This is a genomic window from Streptomyces sp. NPDC001231, from assembly GCF_042896885.1.
In the GTDB taxonomy this organism is placed as follows: domain Bacteria; phylum Actinomycetota; class Actinomycetes; order Streptomycetales; family Streptomycetaceae; genus Streptomyces.
Genome location: NZ_JBIAXS010000001.1, coordinates 335,502 through 352,406, shown reverse-complemented (window position 1 = coordinate 352,406; position 16,905 = coordinate 335,502). Strand labels below are relative to the sequence as shown.

At 69.5% G+C, this 16,905-nt stretch carries 13 protein-coding genes and 2 tRNA genes; 11 read left to right on the top strand and 4 right to left on the bottom strand.

Features of this window, described 5'->3' with window-relative positions; genetic code table 11:
- Positions 1-159: 159 nt before the first annotated feature.
- Both ACFY3J_RS01540 and ACFY3J_RS01535 read left to right on the top strand, forming a co-directional pair.
- Positions 160-1,338 carry a PP2C family protein-serine/threonine phosphatase gene (locus ACFY3J_RS01540; RefSeq protein ID WP_384172985.1) on the top strand — a complete coding sequence of 393 codons (1,179 nt, stop codon included), beginning with the start codon at positions 160-162 and terminating at the stop codon, positions 1,336-1,338.
- A gap of 42 nt (positions 1,339-1,380) precedes the next feature.
- Positions 1,381-1,833, top strand: a complete 453-nt coding sequence (locus ACFY3J_RS01535) for an HD domain-containing protein (protein WP_384174073.1) — start codon at positions 1,381-1,383, stop codon at positions 1,831-1,833.
- On the opposite strand, the gene ACFY3J_RS01530 is transcribed toward ACFY3J_RS01535, so the two are convergent.
- Positions 1,823-3,007, bottom strand: a complete 1,185-nt coding sequence (locus ACFY3J_RS01530; protein WP_384172988.1) for an acyltransferase family protein — start codon at positions 3,005-3,007, stop codon at positions 1,823-1,825. The two genes, ACFY3J_RS01535 and ACFY3J_RS01530, sit on opposite strands and share 11 nt — an antisense overlap.
- A 487-nt stretch (positions 3,008-3,494) precedes the next feature.
- On the opposite strand from ACFY3J_RS01530, the gene ACFY3J_RS01525 reads away from it, so the two are divergent.
- Positions 3,495-3,689 (top strand): hypothetical protein, encoded by a 195-nt coding sequence (locus tag ACFY3J_RS01525; RefSeq protein ID WP_365417378.1) that lies wholly within the window; start codon positions 3,495-3,497, stop codon positions 3,687-3,689.
- Between the two features lie 281 nt (positions 3,690-3,970).
- Here ACFY3J_RS01525 and ACFY3J_RS01520 read toward each other — a convergent pair whose 3' ends face one another.
- Complete coding sequence (locus ACFY3J_RS01520) at positions 3,971-5,527, bottom strand: alpha/beta hydrolase (RefSeq protein WP_390839785.1); 1,557 nt, start codon at positions 5,525-5,527, stop codon at positions 3,971-3,973.
- 181 nt (positions 5,528-5,708) lie between these two features.
- Between ACFY3J_RS01520 and ACFY3J_RS01515 the strand changes: the two genes are divergently transcribed.
- The gene (locus ACFY3J_RS01515) at positions 5,709-6,356 is read left to right on the top strand and encodes a tyrosine-type recombinase/integrase (RefSeq protein WP_390839783.1); all 648 of its coding nucleotides are present in this window, start codon (positions 5,709-5,711) and stop codon (positions 6,354-6,356) included.
- Between the two features lie 66 nt (positions 6,357-6,422).
- On the opposite strand, the gene ACFY3J_RS01510 is transcribed toward ACFY3J_RS01515, so the two are convergent.
- A tRNA-Gly gene (locus tag ACFY3J_RS01510) sits at positions 6,423-6,496 on the bottom strand.
- A gap of 196 nt (positions 6,497-6,692) precedes the next feature.
- Here ACFY3J_RS01510 and ACFY3J_RS01505 point away from each other — a divergent pair.
- The 5 genes from ACFY3J_RS01505 to clpX all read left to right on the top strand — a co-directional run bounded on the left by ACFY3J_RS01505 (position 6,693) and on the right by clpX (position 11,450).
- Positions 6,693-6,769, top strand: a tRNA-Pro gene (locus tag ACFY3J_RS01505).
- A 193-nt stretch (positions 6,770-6,962) separates the two neighbouring features.
- The gene (tig, locus tag ACFY3J_RS01500) at positions 6,963-8,339 is read left to right on the top strand and encodes a trigger factor (RefSeq protein ID WP_384172998.1); all 1,377 of its coding nucleotides are present in this window, start codon (positions 6,963-6,965) and stop codon (positions 8,337-8,339) included.
- Between the two features lie 247 nt (positions 8,340-8,586).
- Positions 8,587-9,192, top strand: a complete 606-nt coding sequence (locus ACFY3J_RS01495; RefSeq protein WP_172633231.1) for an ATP-dependent Clp protease proteolytic subunit — start codon at positions 8,587-8,589, stop codon at positions 9,190-9,192.
- A 131-nt stretch (positions 9,193-9,323) separates the two neighbouring features.
- A complete protein-coding gene (locus ACFY3J_RS01490) occupies positions 9,324-10,004 on the top strand; it encodes an ATP-dependent Clp protease proteolytic subunit (protein WP_361408447.1) in 681 nt (226 codons plus the stop codon).
- 159 nt (positions 10,005-10,163) lie between these two features.
- Positions 10,164-11,450 (top strand): ATP-dependent Clp protease ATP-binding subunit ClpX, encoded by a 1,287-nt coding sequence (gene clpX / locus ACFY3J_RS01485; RefSeq protein ID WP_100566838.1) that lies wholly within the window; start codon positions 10,164-10,166, stop codon positions 11,448-11,450.
- A gap of 90 nt (positions 11,451-11,540) precedes the next feature.
- On the opposite strand, the gene ACFY3J_RS01480 is transcribed toward clpX, so the two are convergent.
- The gene (locus ACFY3J_RS01480; protein ID WP_384173002.1) at positions 11,541-12,509 is read right to left on the bottom strand and encodes a hypothetical protein; all 969 of its coding nucleotides are present in this window, start codon (positions 12,507-12,509) and stop codon (positions 11,541-11,543) included.
- A gap of 137 nt (positions 12,510-12,646) precedes the next feature.
- Between ACFY3J_RS01480 and ACFY3J_RS01475 the strand changes: the two genes are divergently transcribed.
- Complete coding sequence (locus ACFY3J_RS01475; RefSeq protein WP_390839781.1) at positions 12,647-15,277, top strand: valine--tRNA ligase; 2,631 nt, start codon at positions 12,647-12,649, stop codon at positions 15,275-15,277.
- Positions 15,278-15,356: 79 nt separating this feature from the next.
- Positions 15,357-16,904, top strand: coding sequence for a bifunctional folylpolyglutamate synthase/dihydrofolate synthase (locus ACFY3J_RS01470; protein ID WP_390839779.1), 1,548 nt, complete (start codon positions 15,357-15,359; stop codon positions 16,902-16,904).
- The last annotated feature ends 1 nt before the right edge of the window (position 16,905 follow it).

Sequence of the window (16,905 nt, the reverse complement as noted above, 5' to 3'; positions counted from 1 at the left end):
CCATGCCTACCAGCGCGCCACGGAACGGGCGAACGAATTTCGCCCAGGTGGCAGCGAGACGGCCGCCGGTGAAGTTCACTGTGAATCCGAGCCTCGGACGGGGGACAAGTGGGACCTCCCGTGCCAAGCGTCAGGTCCGATGGATAGGGTCCCCAACTAATGGCAGCAGGACGACAGCGGCGCGCGGAAGCCGAGACGTTCACGGCCCGGTTGAAGATGCAGTGGCACCGGGCCCGCGTCGGCGTGCGCAGAGCCGCCGTCGACTACTTCCGCGGGGACGGCTCGGACTGGATCGCGCTCGGCGGTCTGCTGCTGACCATCCCGCTGATCCTGCTGCTGACGCTCGCCAACTCGGTGTGGTTCTCCCCGGTCGCGCTGGTGCTGCCCATCGTCGCCGGCGGGCTGCTGCTGCGCCCGGCGAGCCTGCTCGGCCTGTACGCCGCCGCGGCCACGGCGCTGATCGTGGAGTCGGTGCGGCTCGGACCGTACACCGAGGGCCCGTCCCGGGTGACCCCGGGCGTGGTGCTCGTGGTGGCCGCCTGCGGCTTCTTCGGGCTGCTCATCGCCCAGTTCCGCAGCCGGGTCGGCGTGCCCTGGCGGCGCGGCGGCACCATGCTGTTCGACCTGCGCGAACGCATCCGCGTCCAGAGCAAGTTGCCGCAACTGCCCGGAAGCTGGCACCACGAGATGGCGCTGCGCCCGGCCGGCGGCCAGTCCTTCTCCGGCGACTTCGTGGTCGCCGCCCGTACGAACGGCGGCCGCACCCTGGAGGTCGTGCTCACGGACGTGTCCGGCAAGGGCATGGACGCGGGCTCGCGGGCACTGCTGCTGTCGGGCGCGTTCGGCGGTCTGCTCGGCAGCCTGCCCCCGCACGCGTTCCTGCCCGCCGCCAACGGCTACCTGCTGCGCCAGGACTGGGACGAGGGCTTCGCGACCTCCATCCATCTGGTGCTGGACCTGGACTCCGGCGACTACGAGCTGTACTCCGCGGGGCACCCGCCGGGCCTCCAGCTCAGTGCGGGCAGCGGCCGCTGGGAGGAGAAGGCCGCCGAGGGCCCGCTCCTCGGCGTGTACGACGGCGCCCAGTTCGACCCCGTCAAGGGCTCCCTGCGCGCCGGGGACGTCCTGATGCTGTTCACCGACGGCCTGGTGGAGACGTCCGACCGCGACATCGTCGAGGGCATCGACCGCCTCACCGGCGAGGCCGACCGCTATGTCGCCGGCGGCTTTCACGGCGCCGCCTGGCACCTGATCGAAGCGGTGGCGAAGGACGTCAACGACGACCGCGCCCTGCTCCTGATCTGCCGCGAGGGCCCCACGGCCCTGGCGGCACGCTGACACACTGGGCAGGTGACCGACACGCCCCGCACCCCGCGCACCATGTCCCTGGCCGAGGTCGAGACCGTCGCCAGGGCCGCTCACCAGGGGCAGACCGACAAGGCGGGCCGGCCCTACACAGAGCACCTGCGGGCCGTCGCCGAGGGCGTACGGGCCCGGGGCGGCGACGGCGAGCAGATCGCGGCGGCCTGGCTGCACGATTCCGTGGAGGACGGCGCCCTGTCCGAAGGGTGGCTGCGCGAGGCCGCGCTGAGCCGCCGTACGAAGGACATCGTGCTGGCGGTCACCAAGCGGGCGGGGGAGGACCCGGAGGCGTACGCGCGGCGGATCCTCGCCACGCCCGGCGCACTGCTGGTGAAGGAGGCGGACCTGGCGCACAACGCCGACCCGGTCCGCCTCGCGGTCCTCGACGAGGCCACCCGCACCCGGCTGACCGGGAAGTACGCACGGATGCGCGCACTTCTCGGGCTCCCGGCCGGCCCTCTCAGGCGCTGACCGAGCCGGCCTTCTCCCACTGCGGCCACTGTGCCCCCCGGCGCTCGCGGGCCTGCTCGCCCGCGTCCTGCCGGAAGGCCCACTTCATCTCGGGCTCCATGACGCAGCGGAAGACCCGCCGCACGGGGCGCGTGCACAGCAGGGTGACGACCGTCGCCGCCAGGACGGTGACGAGGATCTCGCCGAGCGGACGGTGCAGCCAGGCGTGGTCGAACCAGCCCTGGAACCCGGCGCCCTTGATGACGAAGCCGTGCAGCAGGTAGCCGTACAGCGTGCCCGCGCCGAGCGCCGTGAACCACATCCGCCGGCCCGGCACCCAGGCGAAGAAACAGGCGGTCAGCACCAGCGAGCAGCCGAAAAGCGCCAGCGTCATCACCGGGCCGGCCCACCAGGGCGCGCCCAGATCCTGCGCGGCGTCACGGTGGTAGAACCAGGAGGAGTTCATCCGCGGCGCCGCCCACCAGGCGGTGACCAGCGCCGCCGCGAACACCGGCACCGCCGCGATCCGCACCGAACGGCGGCGCACCAGCCGGAAGTGCTCGGCCTTCAGCGACAGCCCCAGCACGAAGAACGGCAGGAACTGCAGCACCCGCTGAAGGTCCAGGTCGTCGCCGATGGACGAGCCGGCCGACGCCAGCATGGCGATGACGAGCGCGAGCGGCAGCGGCCGGCGGACCAGCTTCCAGATGGGGGCGGTCAGCCGCCAGATGAACAGGGCGCACAGGAACCAGGTCAGGTACCAGGGGTCGAGGAGGCTGATGTCCTGTTCGGGGCTGTGGCCGGCGTAGCGCTTGAAGAGGGAGAGGGCGGTCTCGAAGACGACGTACGGAACCGCGACACCGGTGATCAGCCGCTTGAGCCGGTCGGGCCTGGCGTCGAAACTGCGCGAGAAGTAGCCGGAGATGACGATGAAGGCCGGCATGTGGAAGGTGTACACGAACATGTACAGGCCTCGCAGGACGCGGCTGTCGTCCATGAGCGGCGCCCAGGAGTGACCCGCTGCCACCAGCACGATCGCCAGGTATTTGGCGTTGTCGAAGAACGCGTCGCGCTGTTTGGCCGGTCTTCCGTCCGACTCGCCCGATCGGCGCGGACTCGGTACCGCAGGGGCCGGCGACTGTGCCGGAGGGAGCGGCGTTCTGTTCTGACCGGGGGACGAGGCAGCGTGGAACATCTGAGGCACCCTAGTGTTGTCCGCGGGGTTCCGTAAAAGCACCGACGTCATACGTCGGTTATTCGCTGCGGCTACCCCGTATTCGGCGAAGTCGGCATGCCTTCACGGGTGATGGTCGACACATCTCACATGCCCGTCGTGCGGGAAGTCGCACCCCCAATGTCCGGACTCATCCTGATGAGTTGGCGCACGGGTTCACGTTCTGGGCGACGATTCGAATTCCTTGCGAACATAATGTGCAGGCGTGTAAAAGATCTCGTTGAATTCCCTGTGGAGGCGGTGCGGCGAACGGCGCCGAATTGCCGTACGGATCACGGTCGGAGAAGCGTCCCGCCCCAAGGGGCGCGATCCCGGGAGCGAAGGTTTGGCCGATGATGCGTCAGCCGCCGCATGGGGGAGCCTGGTTGGTGGCACGATGGTTCCAGCGGGGTGCGCGGGGCTGGCGTCCGCGGGCCGGGAGAGCGACCGACCGAGGGTGTGATCAGTTGTGGCCATTTCACTGTCAGTGGTGCTGATGTTGGCGATCATCCTGGTGGTGCTGCTCCGAGGGGGCTCCATCAAGGCGGGCCCGGCCATCGTCGCCATACTCTTCGGCTTCTTCCTCGCCTCCACCGGAATGGCGCCGTCGATCAACCGCTTCCTGAACTCGATAGCGCACACGATCAACTCGATCAGCTTCTGACGGGCAGGTGACGTGCCGCTGACCCGGCGGGATGGGACGCGCGCCGTCCGTGCTCGCGGAAACGATCAGGGCCAGGTCGGAGGAAACACCCTCCGACCTGGCCCTGAGCCGTACAGAGCGGGCGACGGGAATCGAACCCGCGTTCACTGTTCCCCGTGAGTCCCCGGCACATCCCGCGGCATCGGGAACGCGGCGGGCACGCGGCGGACTCTCCGCCTCTCAGACGAGTCCGCAATGGCCCGATGGGCCCCGATCTTCGAGACTCGCTTCCTGCCCCTGCGTCAGGTGCAGACGGTGCCCACGGGCGGGAGCCGACCGCTCAGCAGGTAGCGGTCGATGGTGGTGTGGACGCAGGTGCTGCTCTGGAAGAAGGCCGTGTGGCCGTCGCCGTTCCGGGTGAGGAGGCGGCCCGAGGAGAGCTGGCGGGCGAGCGCCTGGGCCCAGGCGTAGGGCGTGGCCGGGTCGCGGGTGGTGCCGACGACCAGGATCGGCGGGGTGCCGGGTGCGGTGATGCGATGCGAGGACTGGGTCGGCCCGACCGGCCAGTGCGCGCACCCCTGGAGGAAAGTGGAGTAGAACGCCCCGAACTGGGTTGAGACACGGACGAACTCGGGAAGTGCCGCCTCAGCCTGCGCGGGGGTGAACCGCGGGCCGAGCGGGGCGCTGAGGCAGTTGACCGCCGTAAAACCCAATTCGCCGAAGACGGAGCCTTTCTGGTCCGCGGCGAAGAGTTTCTGCAGCCCGGTGGTGTCGCGGTGCGTCACCTCGCTCAGCAACACGCGCAGGTCCTCCCACGCGGGCGCCCGCAGCGCTATCGCGACAACAGCCAGGAGGGATTGCCCTGTGAAGGTGATGTCCTTGCCTGGCTGGAGCGGGTTCTGGTCGAGGGCGGCCACCAGGGCGTCGAGGGTGCGGTTGGCTTTCTCGACGGAGCGGCCGACGGGGCAGTCGGTGCGGGCGGCGCAGTCGGCGGCGAAGGACTCCCAGGCGACCTGGTGTCCGTGCGCGGCGTCCAGGAAGCGGTGGTAGCCGTTGATGGCGGGGTCTACGGCTCCGTCCAGGACCATGCGGCCCACACGGGAGGGGAAGAGTTCGGCATAGGTGGCCCCGAGGTAGGTGCCGTAGGAGAGGCCGAGGAAGTGCAGCCGTTCGTCTCCGGCGAGGGCGCGCATGAGGTCCAAGTCCCGTGCCGCTTCCAGGGTGCCGACGTGGGGCAGCAGCCGTCCGGAGTGCAGTCGGCACGCATCGGCGATCTTTGCGTTCAACGCGTCCACGCCCCCGAAGTCCGGTTTCCCGGCGGTGGCGATCACACCAGCCTTGGGGAGGGCCAGGGCCGTGCCGGTGTCGCAGTCCACCGGGGTGCTGCCGCCGACCCCGCGCGGGTCGACCGCGACCAGGTCGTAGGCGGCGCGCACCGATGGCGAGAAGGTATCAGCGGCGGCCCACAGTCCGGTGATGGCCGGGAAGCCCGGACCACCGGGGTTGTACAGCAGGGAGCCGATCCGTTGCGCGCCGGTCCCGGTGGCCCGTTTGCGGGTGGCCGCCAGCGTGATGTCGCCCGCGTCGGGGTGGGCGTAGTCCAGCGGCGCCTTCAGGGTCGTGCACTGGAAGGCCGGTTTGTCAGGGCAGGGCTTCCAGTCCAGCTGCTGCTGGTAATAGCGCAGCAGACCTGCCGGGACGGCGGCGGTGGCCTCCGTTCCGGCAGGGGTATGTGCCGGGCTCAGCCGCAGGTGGGTGGCCATGCACGAGGTCAGCAGCAGCCCGCAGGCGCTCAGCACCGCAAGCGCGCCGCGGAGCCTGCGCCGAAGTATTCGGTCACTGGTCGGGTCAGCGTTCATCGCCAGCCTTCGCTTCCGCCCGCGCGGGACACGGGACTTGTGGGGATGGAGGGTGGGGCCGCGATCGTCGACCCTGGCGCCGGGACCCGTCCTCGAGCGGCGCTCTCGCCGATCCGCCTCGCGATGTGTAACCAGGTCACCACAGGTCGTGTTCGTGCGACCGCTCGACTGAGCCGAATGCGTGAACCGTGCTGCTTCACGTTTCATACGAGGCCCCGCCACAAGTTCCCGCCGCCATGGCGGGGTCACGGGTGATGAGACCTCTCTGACCTGCTCTTTTCGCAACGACTACCGAGCGCACCGGGCCGGCTTCCTCGGCCTGCGCCGCCGTGACCTCGACCTCGACCACGGCGCCGTGCGCGTCCGTCGTGCCGTCGCCGAACTCGACGACGGGCAACGCGAGATCAAGGCGCCCAAGAGCGCTGCGGGCAAGCGGACGGTGTCCATTCCCGCCGCGATCGTCCCGGACATCCGCGGTCACCTGGCGCGGTACGCCGAACCGGGCTCGGACGGGCGCGTGTTCGTCGGTGCCGAGGACGCGACTGCTCGCTGGAACCACTTCAACCGCGTGTGGCGCGAGGCGTGTGGTCAAGTCGGGATCAAGGGCCTGCACTTCCATGATCTTCGGCACACCGGCAACACCCTCGCGGCCTCGACCGGGGCCGGCACGCGGGAGCTGATGGCGCGCATGGGCCACAGCACCGCGCGGGCCGCGCTGATCCACCAGCACGCGGGCGCCGACCGTGACCGGTTGATCGCTGACGCGTTGAGCGGCCTCGTCGACAAGGGGCGGAAGCGCAAGGGGCACGCGGGGGACACCGCGGACTGATCGCGACCCCCGGAAACGATCAGGGCCAGGCCGAGGAAACGTCCTCTGACCTGGCCCTGAATCATCTGGAGCGGGCGACGGGAATCGAACCCGCGTAGCCAGTTTGGAAGACTGGGGCTCTACCATTGAGCTACGCCCGCACACAAGGCGCCGCTGGTCTGCCGACCGCGGCACACAAGGCATCGTAGCGGGTCGTGTGCCGTGTACGCACACTCCGTTCCCGCGAGGTCCCCGCGAGCCACTGCCGTACCGCGTTCGCGCCCGGCGCGTTCCCGGTGGTCGTGGAATGCGGCGTCCGCACTGCCTGCGGGCATGTACCCTACCTGTCGCACCAGACGGGGTGTGGCGCAGCTTGGTAGCGCGTCCGCTTTGGGAGCGGAAGGCCGTGGGTTCAAATCCCGCCACCCCGACCATCCGCCGGCCGCCGGTCGGCGTCACCACGCGTGATCGCCTTTGGGGGCGCGGAGTGGCTGCGGTTACTATGCAAACTGCGCGCCCGTGTGTCCGGTCCTGCTGGGCCTGCGAACTCCTCCGGGCGGGGCGAAATCCGCCGGACCCGTCTGGCCCCGGCAGAATCCAAGCAGTCAGCCACAAGGAGACCGAACCGTGAAGAGCGCCGTGGAGACCCTGAACCCGACCCGGGTTCGGCTCACTGTCGAGGTGCCCTTCGAGGAGCTCAAGGACAGCCTCGACGCGGCGTACAAGAAGATCAACCAGCAGGTCACGGTGAAGGGCTTCCGCAAGGGCAAGATCCCGGCCCGCGTCATCGACCAGCGGTTCGGCCGCGGTGCGGTTCTGGAGGAGGCCGTCAACGACGCGCTGCCGAAGTTCTACACCGAGGCGGTCAACGAGGCGGAGCTGAACCCGCTGGGCCAGCCCGAGGTCGACATCACCGAGCTGAAGGACGGCGAGACACTGAACTTCACCGCCGAGGTCGACGTCCGCCCGGCCATCGAGATCCCGGACTACTCCGGCATCGAGGTCGAGGTCGAGGCCGTCGAGGTCAGCGACGAGGACGTCGACAAGGCCGTCGAGCAGCTGCGCGAGCGCTTCGCCTCGACGAGCCCGGTCGAGCGCGCCGCCGAGGACGGCGACGTGGTCACCATCGACCTGGAGGCCAAGGTCGACGGCGAGGTCCTCGAGGACGGCGTGGCCAACGGCGTCTCCTACACCATCGGCTCCGGCGAGCTGCTGGACGGCATCGACGACGCCGTGAAGGGGCTGGAGGCCGGTGGCGAGGCCACCTTCACCTCCGAGCTCAAGGGCGGCTCCGCGGCCGGCAAGGAGGCCGAGGTCTCCGTCAAGGTCACCCAGGTCGCCGCGCGCGAACTGCCCGAGCTGGACGACGACTTCGCGCAGCTCGCCTCGGAGTTCGACACCCTCGAGGAGCTGCGCGCGGACAGCCGCAAGCGCCTGGAGAACATGAAGCAGTACGACCAGGCCACGCAGGCCCAGGAGCGCGTCCTGGACAAGCTGCTCGAGCTGGTCGAGGTCCCGGTCCCCGAGAAGCTGCTCGAGGACGAGATCAACACCCGCAAGCACAACCTGGAGCACCACCAGCTCGGCCAGATGGGCCTGACCCTCGACAAGTACCTGGAGATCCAGGGCAAGACCGCCGAGGAGTTCGAGACCGAGACCCGCGACGCCGCGGTCAAGGGCATCAAGACCCAGTTCGTCCTCGACGAGCTGGTCAAGACGGAGAAGCTCAACGTCAACCAGGAGGAGCTCACCGAGCACCTCATGCGGCGCGCCGCCTCTTCCGGCATGTCCCCCGACCAGTTCGCCCAGGCGGTCGTCGAGCAGAACCAGGTTCCGCTGCTGGTCGGCGAGGTCGCCCGCGGCAAGGCCCTGGCCGTCGTGGTCGAGGCCGCGACCGTGAAGGACACCAACGGCGAGATCGTCGACCTGGACGACGAAGAGGACGAGGCGGAGACCGCCGACGCCGCCGCCGAGGGCGAGGGCGAGGAGAAGGCCGAGGCCTGATCCGTACGGCATACGGATGCGCGCGGAGGGCGGGCCCCGGGTACGTTGGTGACCTGGGGCCCGTTCGCTTTTCCGAAGGCCGCGCGCTACGCCCCCGGCGAACACTCCCCTCAGCGGGATTCGCCGAAGGGGGCCGCGCGTTAGGGTCCATGAGTACGGGGGCAGGGGAGTCCCCAGCCCCTGGCAGGAACACGTGAGACGGCCCGGCGCCGTCGTAAGACGAGCAGGTGGATACGTGACGAATCTGATGCCCTCCGCCGCCGGCGAGCCTTCCATCGGTGGTGGCCTCGGCGACCAGGTCTACAACCGGCTGCTCAACGAGCGGATCATCTTCCTCGGCCAGCCGGTCGACGACGACATCGCGAACAAGATCACCGCACAGCTGCTGCTCCTTGCCGCGGACCCGGACAAGGACATCTACCTGTACATCAACAGCCCCGGCGGCTCGATCACGGCCGGCATGGCGATCTACGACACCATGCAGTACATCAAGAACGACGTGGTGACCATCGCCATGGGCCTCGCGGCCTCGATGGGCCAGTTCCTGCTCAGCGCGGGCACCCCCGGCAAGCGCTTCGCGCTGCCGAACGCCGAGATCCTGATCCACCAGCCCTCCGCCGGTCTGGCCGGCTCGGCCTCGGACATCAAGATTCACGCCGAGCGGCTGCTCCACACCAAGAAGCGCATGGCCGAGCTGACCTCCTTCCACACCGGCCAGTCGGTCGAGCAGATCACCCGCGACTCCGACCGCGACCGCTGGTTCGACGCCCACGAGGCCAAGGAGTACGGCCTCATCGACGACGTCATCACCTCGGCCGCCGGCATGCCGGGCGGCGGCGGCACCGGGGCCTGAGCCGCTCCCACGGGGCCCACGAGGCCCTCTGAGCCGCTCCCGCGGAGTTCCCGGCCCCGTGCGGGTGTCCGAGACCTCCGCGCAGCCCAGCCAGCCCCAGCCGACCGCCCAGCCCTTTTCCAGGAGACACCGTGAACGACTTCCCCGGCAGCGGCCTCTACGACCGTACGCGTGCCGAGTACACCGGCCCCACGGCCGAGTCCCGCTATGTCATCCCGCGCTTCGTGGAGCGCACCTCCCAGGGCATCCGCGAGTACGACCCGTACGCGAAGCTCTTCGAGGAGCGTGTGATCTTCCTCGGCGTCCAGATCGACGACGCCTCCGCCAACGACGTCATGGCGCAGCTGCTGTGCCTGGAGTCGATGGACCCCGACCGGGACATCTCGGTCTACATCAACAGCCCCGGCGGTTCCTTCACGGCGCTGACCGCCATTTACGACACCATGCAGTTCGTGAAGCCCGACATCCAGACCGTGTGCATGGGCCAGGCCGCCTCGGCCGCCGCCGTCCTGCTGGCCGCGGGCACGCCGGGCAAGCGCATGGCGCTGCCCAACGCCCGGGTGCTGATCCACCAGCCGTACAGCGAGACCGGCCGCGGTCAGGTCTCCGACCTGGAGATCGCCGCCAACGAGATCCTCCGGATGCGTTCGCAGCTGGAGGAGATGCTGGCCAAGCACTCCAGCACGCCGATCGAGAAGATCCGTGAGGACATCGAGCGCGACAAGATCCTCACGGCCGAGGAGGCTCTGTCGTACGGGCTGATCGACCAGATCATCTCGACCCGGAAGATGAACAACGCGTCCGTCCGCTGACGGGAGGCAGTATCGTCTGCCACTCCTTGGCACGGTGCACGTCAAAGCGAACCGTGCCAAGGGGGGCCCGAACGAGGGGCCCGGCAAGGTACCGTCGACATAAGGCAGCACCAGGAGCCGCTGGACGTAGGCGTCTCCCAGGCGAAGGGGAAGCACACCGTGGCACGCATCGGTGACGGCGGCGATCTGCTCAAGTGCTCGTTCTGCGGCAAGAGCCAGAAGCAGGTCAAGAAGCTCATCGCAGGGCCCGGTGTGTACATCTGCGACGAGTGCATCGATCTCTGCAACGAGATCATCGAGGAGGAACTCGCGGAGACCAGCGAGGTGCGCTGGGAGGAACTGCCCAAGCCCCGCGAGATCTACGAGTTCCTGGACGGGTACGTCGTCGGCCAGGAGGCCGCGAAGAAAGCCCTGTCCGTCGCGGTGTACAACCACTACAAGCGCGTCCAGGCCGGCGAGAACGGCGGCGCGCAGGGCCGTGACGACGGCATCGAGCTCGCCAAGTCCAACATCCTTCTGCTGGGCCCCACGGGCTCCGGCAAGACCCTGCTGGCCCAGACGCTGGCCCGCATGCTGAACGTCCCGTTCGCCATCGCCGACGCCACGGCGCTGACGGAGGCGGGGTACGTCGGCGAGGACGTCGAGAACATCCTGCTGAAGCTGATCCAGGCGGCCGACTACGACGTCAAGAAGGCCGAGACCGGGATCATCTACATCGACGAGATCGACAAGGTCGCGCGGAAGAGTGAAAACCCGTCCATCACGCGGGATGTGTCGGGCGAGGGCGTCCAGCAGGCCCTGCTGAAGATCCTCGAGGGGACCACGGCCTCGGTTCCGCCCCAGGGCGGCCGCAAGCACCCCCACCAGGAGTTCATCCAGATCGACACGACGAACGTCCTGTTCATCGTGGGCGGTGCCTTCGCGGGCCTGGAGAAGATCATCGAAGGCCGGGCGGGCGCCAAGGGCATCGGCTTCGGCGCGACGATCCGTTCCAAGCGGGAGCTGGAGACCAAGGACCAGTTCGAGGACGTCATGCCCGAGGACCTGGTCAAGTTCGGCATGATCCCGGAGTTCATCGGCCGCCTGCCGGTGATCACCTCGGTCCACAACCTGGACCGCGAGGCGCTCCTGAAGATCCTGGTCGAGCCGCGCAACGCCCTGGTCAAGCAGTACCAGCGCCTGTTCGAACTCGACGGCGTGGAGCTGGACTTCGAGCGCGAGGCCCTGGAGGCCATCGCCGACCAGGCCATCCTCCGCCAGACCGGCGCCCGCGGTCTGCGCGCCATCATGGAGGAGGTGCTCCAGGGCGTGATGTACGAGGTCCCGTCCCGCAAGGACGTGGCCCGGGTGGTCATCACGGCCGACGTCGTCCTCTCCAACGTCAACCCGACCCTGATCCCGCGCGACGCGCGCGGCCGCGGTCCGGGCGAGCAGAAGACGGCGTAACGGCCGCGCGGGAACGAGGAATCCGCACGAACGAGGAAGGGGCCCTGGTCGACCGACCGGGGCCCCTTCCTCGTCTGCCGGGTGCCGGCGTCAGGCCTTGACGCGCACGTCCTTGCGGAGCTTGGCCGCGGTCGCGGCCGCGTCCTCGGGGCTGCTCGCCTTGCCGGTCATGGCGGACGCGAAGTCGACCGGCATCACCAGTCCGAGGGTGCTGTGGTCACCCCAGATGCAGACCGGCATCGTCATGTCCTTGGGGGCGCCGGCCGTGCCGCCCGACGAGCCCAGGTCGACCTTGATCTCCTGGCACTTGAGGACGGCGCCGTCGAGGCCGCTCGGGCTGTACGCCTTCGGGCTGCCGAGGAGCTCTCCGCCGTCGCTCTTCTCCTTCTCGGCGTTCTTCTTCATGTCCGCGAACATGTTGTCGACGGCCTTCTCAGGGTCGTCGATGGTGCCGTAGACGCCGCCGAAGGTGATCTGCTTCAGGGCGAGCGGGTTGCTCTTGTCCCCGGACTGGTAATTGGCGCTGACGTCCTTCGGGTTCTTCACCCCCCAGCTCTCGGCGTCCTTCAGGTCCGACTTGGACATGCCGTCGTTCCCGGAGTCCTCGGCCTTCTTGTACTGGCCGTCGAGAACCGTCGCGGGCGTGATCAGCTTGTGCGGACCGTCGTCCGCCACCGAGCTGCCCCCCCCGCCGATCAGGCCGATCACGAAGAACGCGCCCACCGCGATCACCGCGACGACCGCCACCACGCCGATGATCAGGCCCGTCTTCTTGCCGCCGCCACCGGGGGCCGGGGGCTGCGGGGCGGCGCCGTAGGGAGGCTGGCCGTACGGGGGCTGCTGGCCGTAGGGGTTCGGCTGGGGCGGGACGCCCGGGGCGGCGGGCTGCTGCGGGTAGCCGTACCCGGGCTGCGGCTGGGCGGGAGGGGCCTGCTGGGGGTAGCCGTAGCCGGGCTGGGGCGGTCCCTGCGGCGGCTGCTGGCCGTAGGGACCAGGCTGGCCGTACGGCCCGGGCTGCTGGGGCTGCCCGCCGTACGGGCCCGGCTGGTTGTTGCTCATTTCCTGGGTTCCCCTCCCGATGCTTATGTGTCCCTGACATCCTGGCCCAGGTACGGCGATGCCATGTCATGGGGGTCGCCACCGTTACGAAACAAATGCGGTTCGGGACAGCGCCGTGACGCCTCTAAACTGGCCCCGTGACCGACAACGCTCAGCAGCAGACACCAGCGCCCGACACCGAACTGCCGACCCAGTACGCGCCGGCCGACGTAGAGGGGCCGCTGTACGAGCGCTGGGTAGAGCGGGGCTACTTCGAGGCGGACGAGAAGAGCGACAAGCCGCCGTACACCGTCGTCATCCCGCCGCCGAACGTCACCGGCTCGCTCCACCTGGGGCACGCCTTCGAGCACACGCTCATCGACGCCCTCACGCGCCGCAAGCGCATGCAGGGTCACGAGACGCTCTGGCAGCCCGGCATGGACCACGCCGGCATCGCCACCCAGAACGTCGTCGAGCGCGAACTCGGCAAGGAGGGCAGGTCCCGGCACGACCTCGGGCGCGAGGCCTTCGTCGAGCGCGTCTGGCAGTGGAAGAACGAGTCCGGCGGGCAGATCTCCGGCCAGATGCGCCGCCTCGGCGACGGCGTCGCCTGGTCGCGCGAGCGCTTCACCATGGACGAAGGGCTGTCGCAGGCCGTTCAGACCATCTTCAAGCGGCTCTACGACGACGAACTCATCTACCGCGCCGAGCGCATCATCAACTGGTGCCCCCGGTGCCTGACCGCCATCTCCGACATCGAGGTCGAGTACCAGGACGACGACGGCGAGCTCGTCTCGATGAAGTACGGCGACGGGGACGACACCATCGTCGTCGCCACCACCCGTGCCGAGACCATGCTCGGTGACACCGCCGTCGCCGTTCACCCCGACGACGAGCGCTACCGCCACCTCGTCGGCAAGCTCATCAATCTGCCGCTCACCGACCGCTCCATCCCGGTCGTCGCGGACGAGCACGTCGACCCCGAGTTCGGCACCGGCGCCGTCAAGGTCACCCCGGCCCACGACCCGAACGACTTCGAGATCGGCCGGCGCCACGACCTGCCCGCCATCACCGTGATGGACGAGCACGCCGTCATCACCGTCCACGGCCCCTTCCAGGGCCTGGACCGCTTCGAGGCCCGCTCCGCCATCGTCGGCGCACTGCGCGCCGAGGGCCGGATCGTCGCCGAGAAGCGCCCGTACGTCCACTCCGTCGGCCACTGCTCGCGCTGCAAGACCACCGTCGAGCCGCGCCTGTCCATGCAGTGGTGGGTCAAGGTCGGCCCGCTGGCACAGGCCGCCGGCGACGCCGTCCGGGACGGCCGCGTCAAGATCCATCCGCAGGAGATGGAGAAGCGGTACTTCGACTGGGTCGACAACCTCCACGACTGGTGCATCTCGCGGCAGTTGTGGTGGGGCCACCGGATCCCCGTCTGGTACGGGCCGAACGGCGAGGTCGTCTGCGTCGGACCCGACGAGCAGCCGCCCGGTACCGAGGCCGAGGGCTGGAAGCAGGACACCGACGTCCTCGACACCTGGTTCTCCTCCGGCCTGTGGCCGTTCTCCACCCTCGGCTGGCCCGAGCGGACCGAGAGCCTCGCGAAGTTCTACCCGAACTCCGTCCTGGTCACCGGCTACGACATCCTCTTCTTCTGGGTCGCCCGGATGATGATGTTCGGCCTGTACGCGATGGACGGAACCCCGCCGTTCCACACCATCGCCCTGCACGGCATGGTCCGCGACCAGTTCGGCAAGAAGATGTCGAAGTCCTTCGGCAACGCGGTCAACCCGCTGGACTGGATGGACAAGTACGGCTCCGACGCCCTCCGGTTCACCCTGGCCCGCGGCGCCAACCCCGGTGTCGACGTGCCGATCGGCGAGGACTGGGTCCAGGGCTCGCGCAACTTCGCCAACAAGATCTGGAACGCCACCCGTTTCGCGCTGATGAACGGCGCGACGGTGGACGGACCGCTGCCGGACGCCTCGAAGATGTCGGCGACCGACCGCTGGATCCTGTCCCGGCTGAACTCGGTCGTCGCCGAAGTCGACGCGTACTACGAGGACTTCCAGTTCGCCAAGCTCTCGGACACGCTGTTCCACTTCGCGTGGGACGAGGTCTTCGACTGGTACGTCGAGCTGTCCAAGACGACGTTCCAGGCGGGCGGCGAGCCGGCCGAGGTCTCCAAGCGCGTCCTGGGCGAGGTCCTGGACGTCACGCTGAAGCTGCTGCACCCGGTGGTCCCGTTCGTCACGGAGACGCTGTGGACGACGCTGACGGGCGGCGAGTCCGTCGTCATCGCCGAGTGGCCCACCGACAGCGGCTTCCGGGACGCGGCCGCCGAGCGGGAGATCGAGACCCTCCAGTCCGTGATCACCGAGGTGCGCCGGTTCCGCGCCGACCAGGGGCTCCAGCCGGGCCAGCGCGTCCCGGCCCGCCTGGTCCTGGACGGCACTGCGCTGACCACGCACGAGCCGGCCATCCGGCAGCTGCTGCGGCTCCAGCCGGAGGGCGACGGATTCACCGCCACGGCGACTCTGCCGGTCGCGGGTGTCGAGGTGGCGCTGGACCTGTCCGGGGCGATCGACGTCGCCGCCGAGCGCAAGCGGCTGGCGAAGGATCTGGCGGCCGCGGAGAAGGAGAAGGCCCAGGCGAACGGCAAGCTCGGCAACGAGGCGTTCCTGGCGAAGGCGCCCGACCACGTGGTCGAGAAGATCCGTACGCGGCTGGCCAAGGCAGAGGAGGACATCACACGGATCGCGGCGCAGCTGGAGCGGCTGCCGCAGGGCTAGCGCGCGGCCGGCGGACGGATCCACGCGAAGGTGACGAAGGCCCCCGGAATCACTCGACTCCGGGGGCCTTCGCCCACGTATGTCGGCGACCCTCCGTACACTTGGCCCCGTGAGTGAGTTCCCCCCGGACAGCAGCGGCCAGCCAGACCCTCTCGACACCTTCGACGAGATCATCGCCACGGAGACCGAACGCGACCCCGATCTCGCGGTCATCGAGGCCGGCAGCCGCACCCTGCGGACCCAGGGCGGCCCGTCGCAGGCGGACGTACCCGGGCGCCCGGAGGACCCCGAGGTCGACAAGGCGCTGCGCGAGGTCGAAGGGGAGCTGGCCACCCGCTGGGGCGAGACCAAGCTGGAGCCCTCGGTCAGCCGGATCGCCGCGCTGATGGACGTCCTGGGCGAGCCGCAGCGGTCCTACCCGTCCATCCACATCACCGGCACCAACGGCAAGACCTCCACCGCCCGCATGATCGAGTCCCTGCTCGGCGCCTTCGAACTGCGCACCGGCCGGTACACCTCCCCGCACGTGCAGTCGATCACCGAGCGGATCAGCCTGGACGGCGTCCCGATCTCCGCCGAGCGGTTCGTCGAGACGTACCACGACATCAAGCCGTACGTGGAGATGGTCGACGCCTCGCAGGAGTACCGGCTGTCCTTCTTCGAGGTGCTGACCGGCATGGCGTACGCCGCCTTCGCCGACGCGCCGGTCGACGTGGCCGTCGTGGAGGTCGGGATGGGCGGCAGCTGGGACGCCACGAACGTCATCGACGGTGACGTCGCCGTGGTGACCCCCATCGACCTGGACCACACCGACCGGCTGGGCACCACGCCCGGCGAGATCGCCGGGGAGAAGGCCGGCATCATCAAGCAGGACGCCACGGTGATCATGGCCCAGCAGCCGGTGGACGCCGCGCAGGTCCTGCTGAAGAAGGCCGTGGAGGTCGACGCGACGGTCGCCCGCGAGGGGCTGGAGTTCGGTGTCGTGGCCCGCCGGGTGGCCGTGGGCGGCCAGCTGCTGACCCTGCGCGGCCTGGGCGGCGACTACACCGAGGTGTACCTGCCGCTGCACGGCGCCCACCAGGCGCACAACGCCGCCGTGGCGCTCGCCGCCGTCGAGGCGTTCTTCGGCGTAGGCGCGCAGCGCGCCCAGCCGCTGGACGTGGACACCGTGCGCAAGGCGTTCGCGTCCGTCGCCTCGCCGGGCCGGATGGAGGTCGTACGGCGCTCGCCGACCGTGGTGCTGGACGCCGCGCACAACCCGGCGGGCGCGCGGGTGACCGCCGAGGCGGTCCGGGAGGCGTTCGACTTCAGCCGGCTGATCGGGGTGGTCGGGGCCAGCGGCGACAAGAACGTGCGCGGCCTGCTGGAGGCCTTCGAGCCGATCTTCGCGGAGATCGTGGTCACGCAGAACTCCAGCCACCGCGCGATGGACGCCGACGAGCTGGCCGCGCTCGCCGTCGAGGTGTTCGGCGAGGAGCGGGTCCAGGTCGAGCCGCGGCTGCCGGACGCGCTGGAGGCCGCGATCACGCTCGCCGAGGAGGAGGGCGAGTTCGCCGGCGGCGGTGTGCTCGTCACCGGCTCCGTCATCACCGTCGGTGAGGCCCGACTGCTCCTGGGGAGAGGCTGAC

What these genes read in the sequence shown, in the direction of transcription:
- ACFY3J_RS01530 (WP_384172988.1), bottom strand. Translation starts at nt 3,007, where the DNA reads ATGTTCCACGCTGCCTCGTCCCCCGGTCAGAACAGAACGCCGCTCCCT.
- ACFY3J_RS01480 (WP_384173002.1), bottom strand. Translation starts at nt 12,509, where the DNA reads ATGAGCAACAACCAGCCGGGCCCGTACGGCGGGCAGCCCCAGCAGCCC.
- ACFY3J_RS01470 (WP_390839779.1), top strand. Translation starts at nt 15,357, where the DNA reads ATGTCGGCGACCCTCCGTACACTTGGCCCCGTGAGTGAGTTCCCCCCG.
- ACFY3J_RS01495 (WP_172633231.1), top strand. Translation starts at nt 8,587, where the DNA reads ATGCCCTCCGCCGCCGGCGAGCCTTCCATCGGTGGTGGCCTCGGCGAC.
- ACFY3J_RS01520 (WP_390839785.1), bottom strand. Translation starts at nt 5,527, where the DNA reads ATGAACGCTGACCCGACCAGTGACCGAATACTTCGGCGCAGGCTCCGC.
- ACFY3J_RS01540 (WP_384172985.1), top strand. Translation starts at nt 160, where the DNA reads ATGGCAGCAGGACGACAGCGGCGCGCGGAAGCCGAGACGTTCACGGCC.
- ACFY3J_RS01535 (WP_384174073.1), top strand. Translation starts at nt 1,381, where the DNA reads ATGTCCCTGGCCGAGGTCGAGACCGTCGCCAGGGCCGCTCACCAGGGG.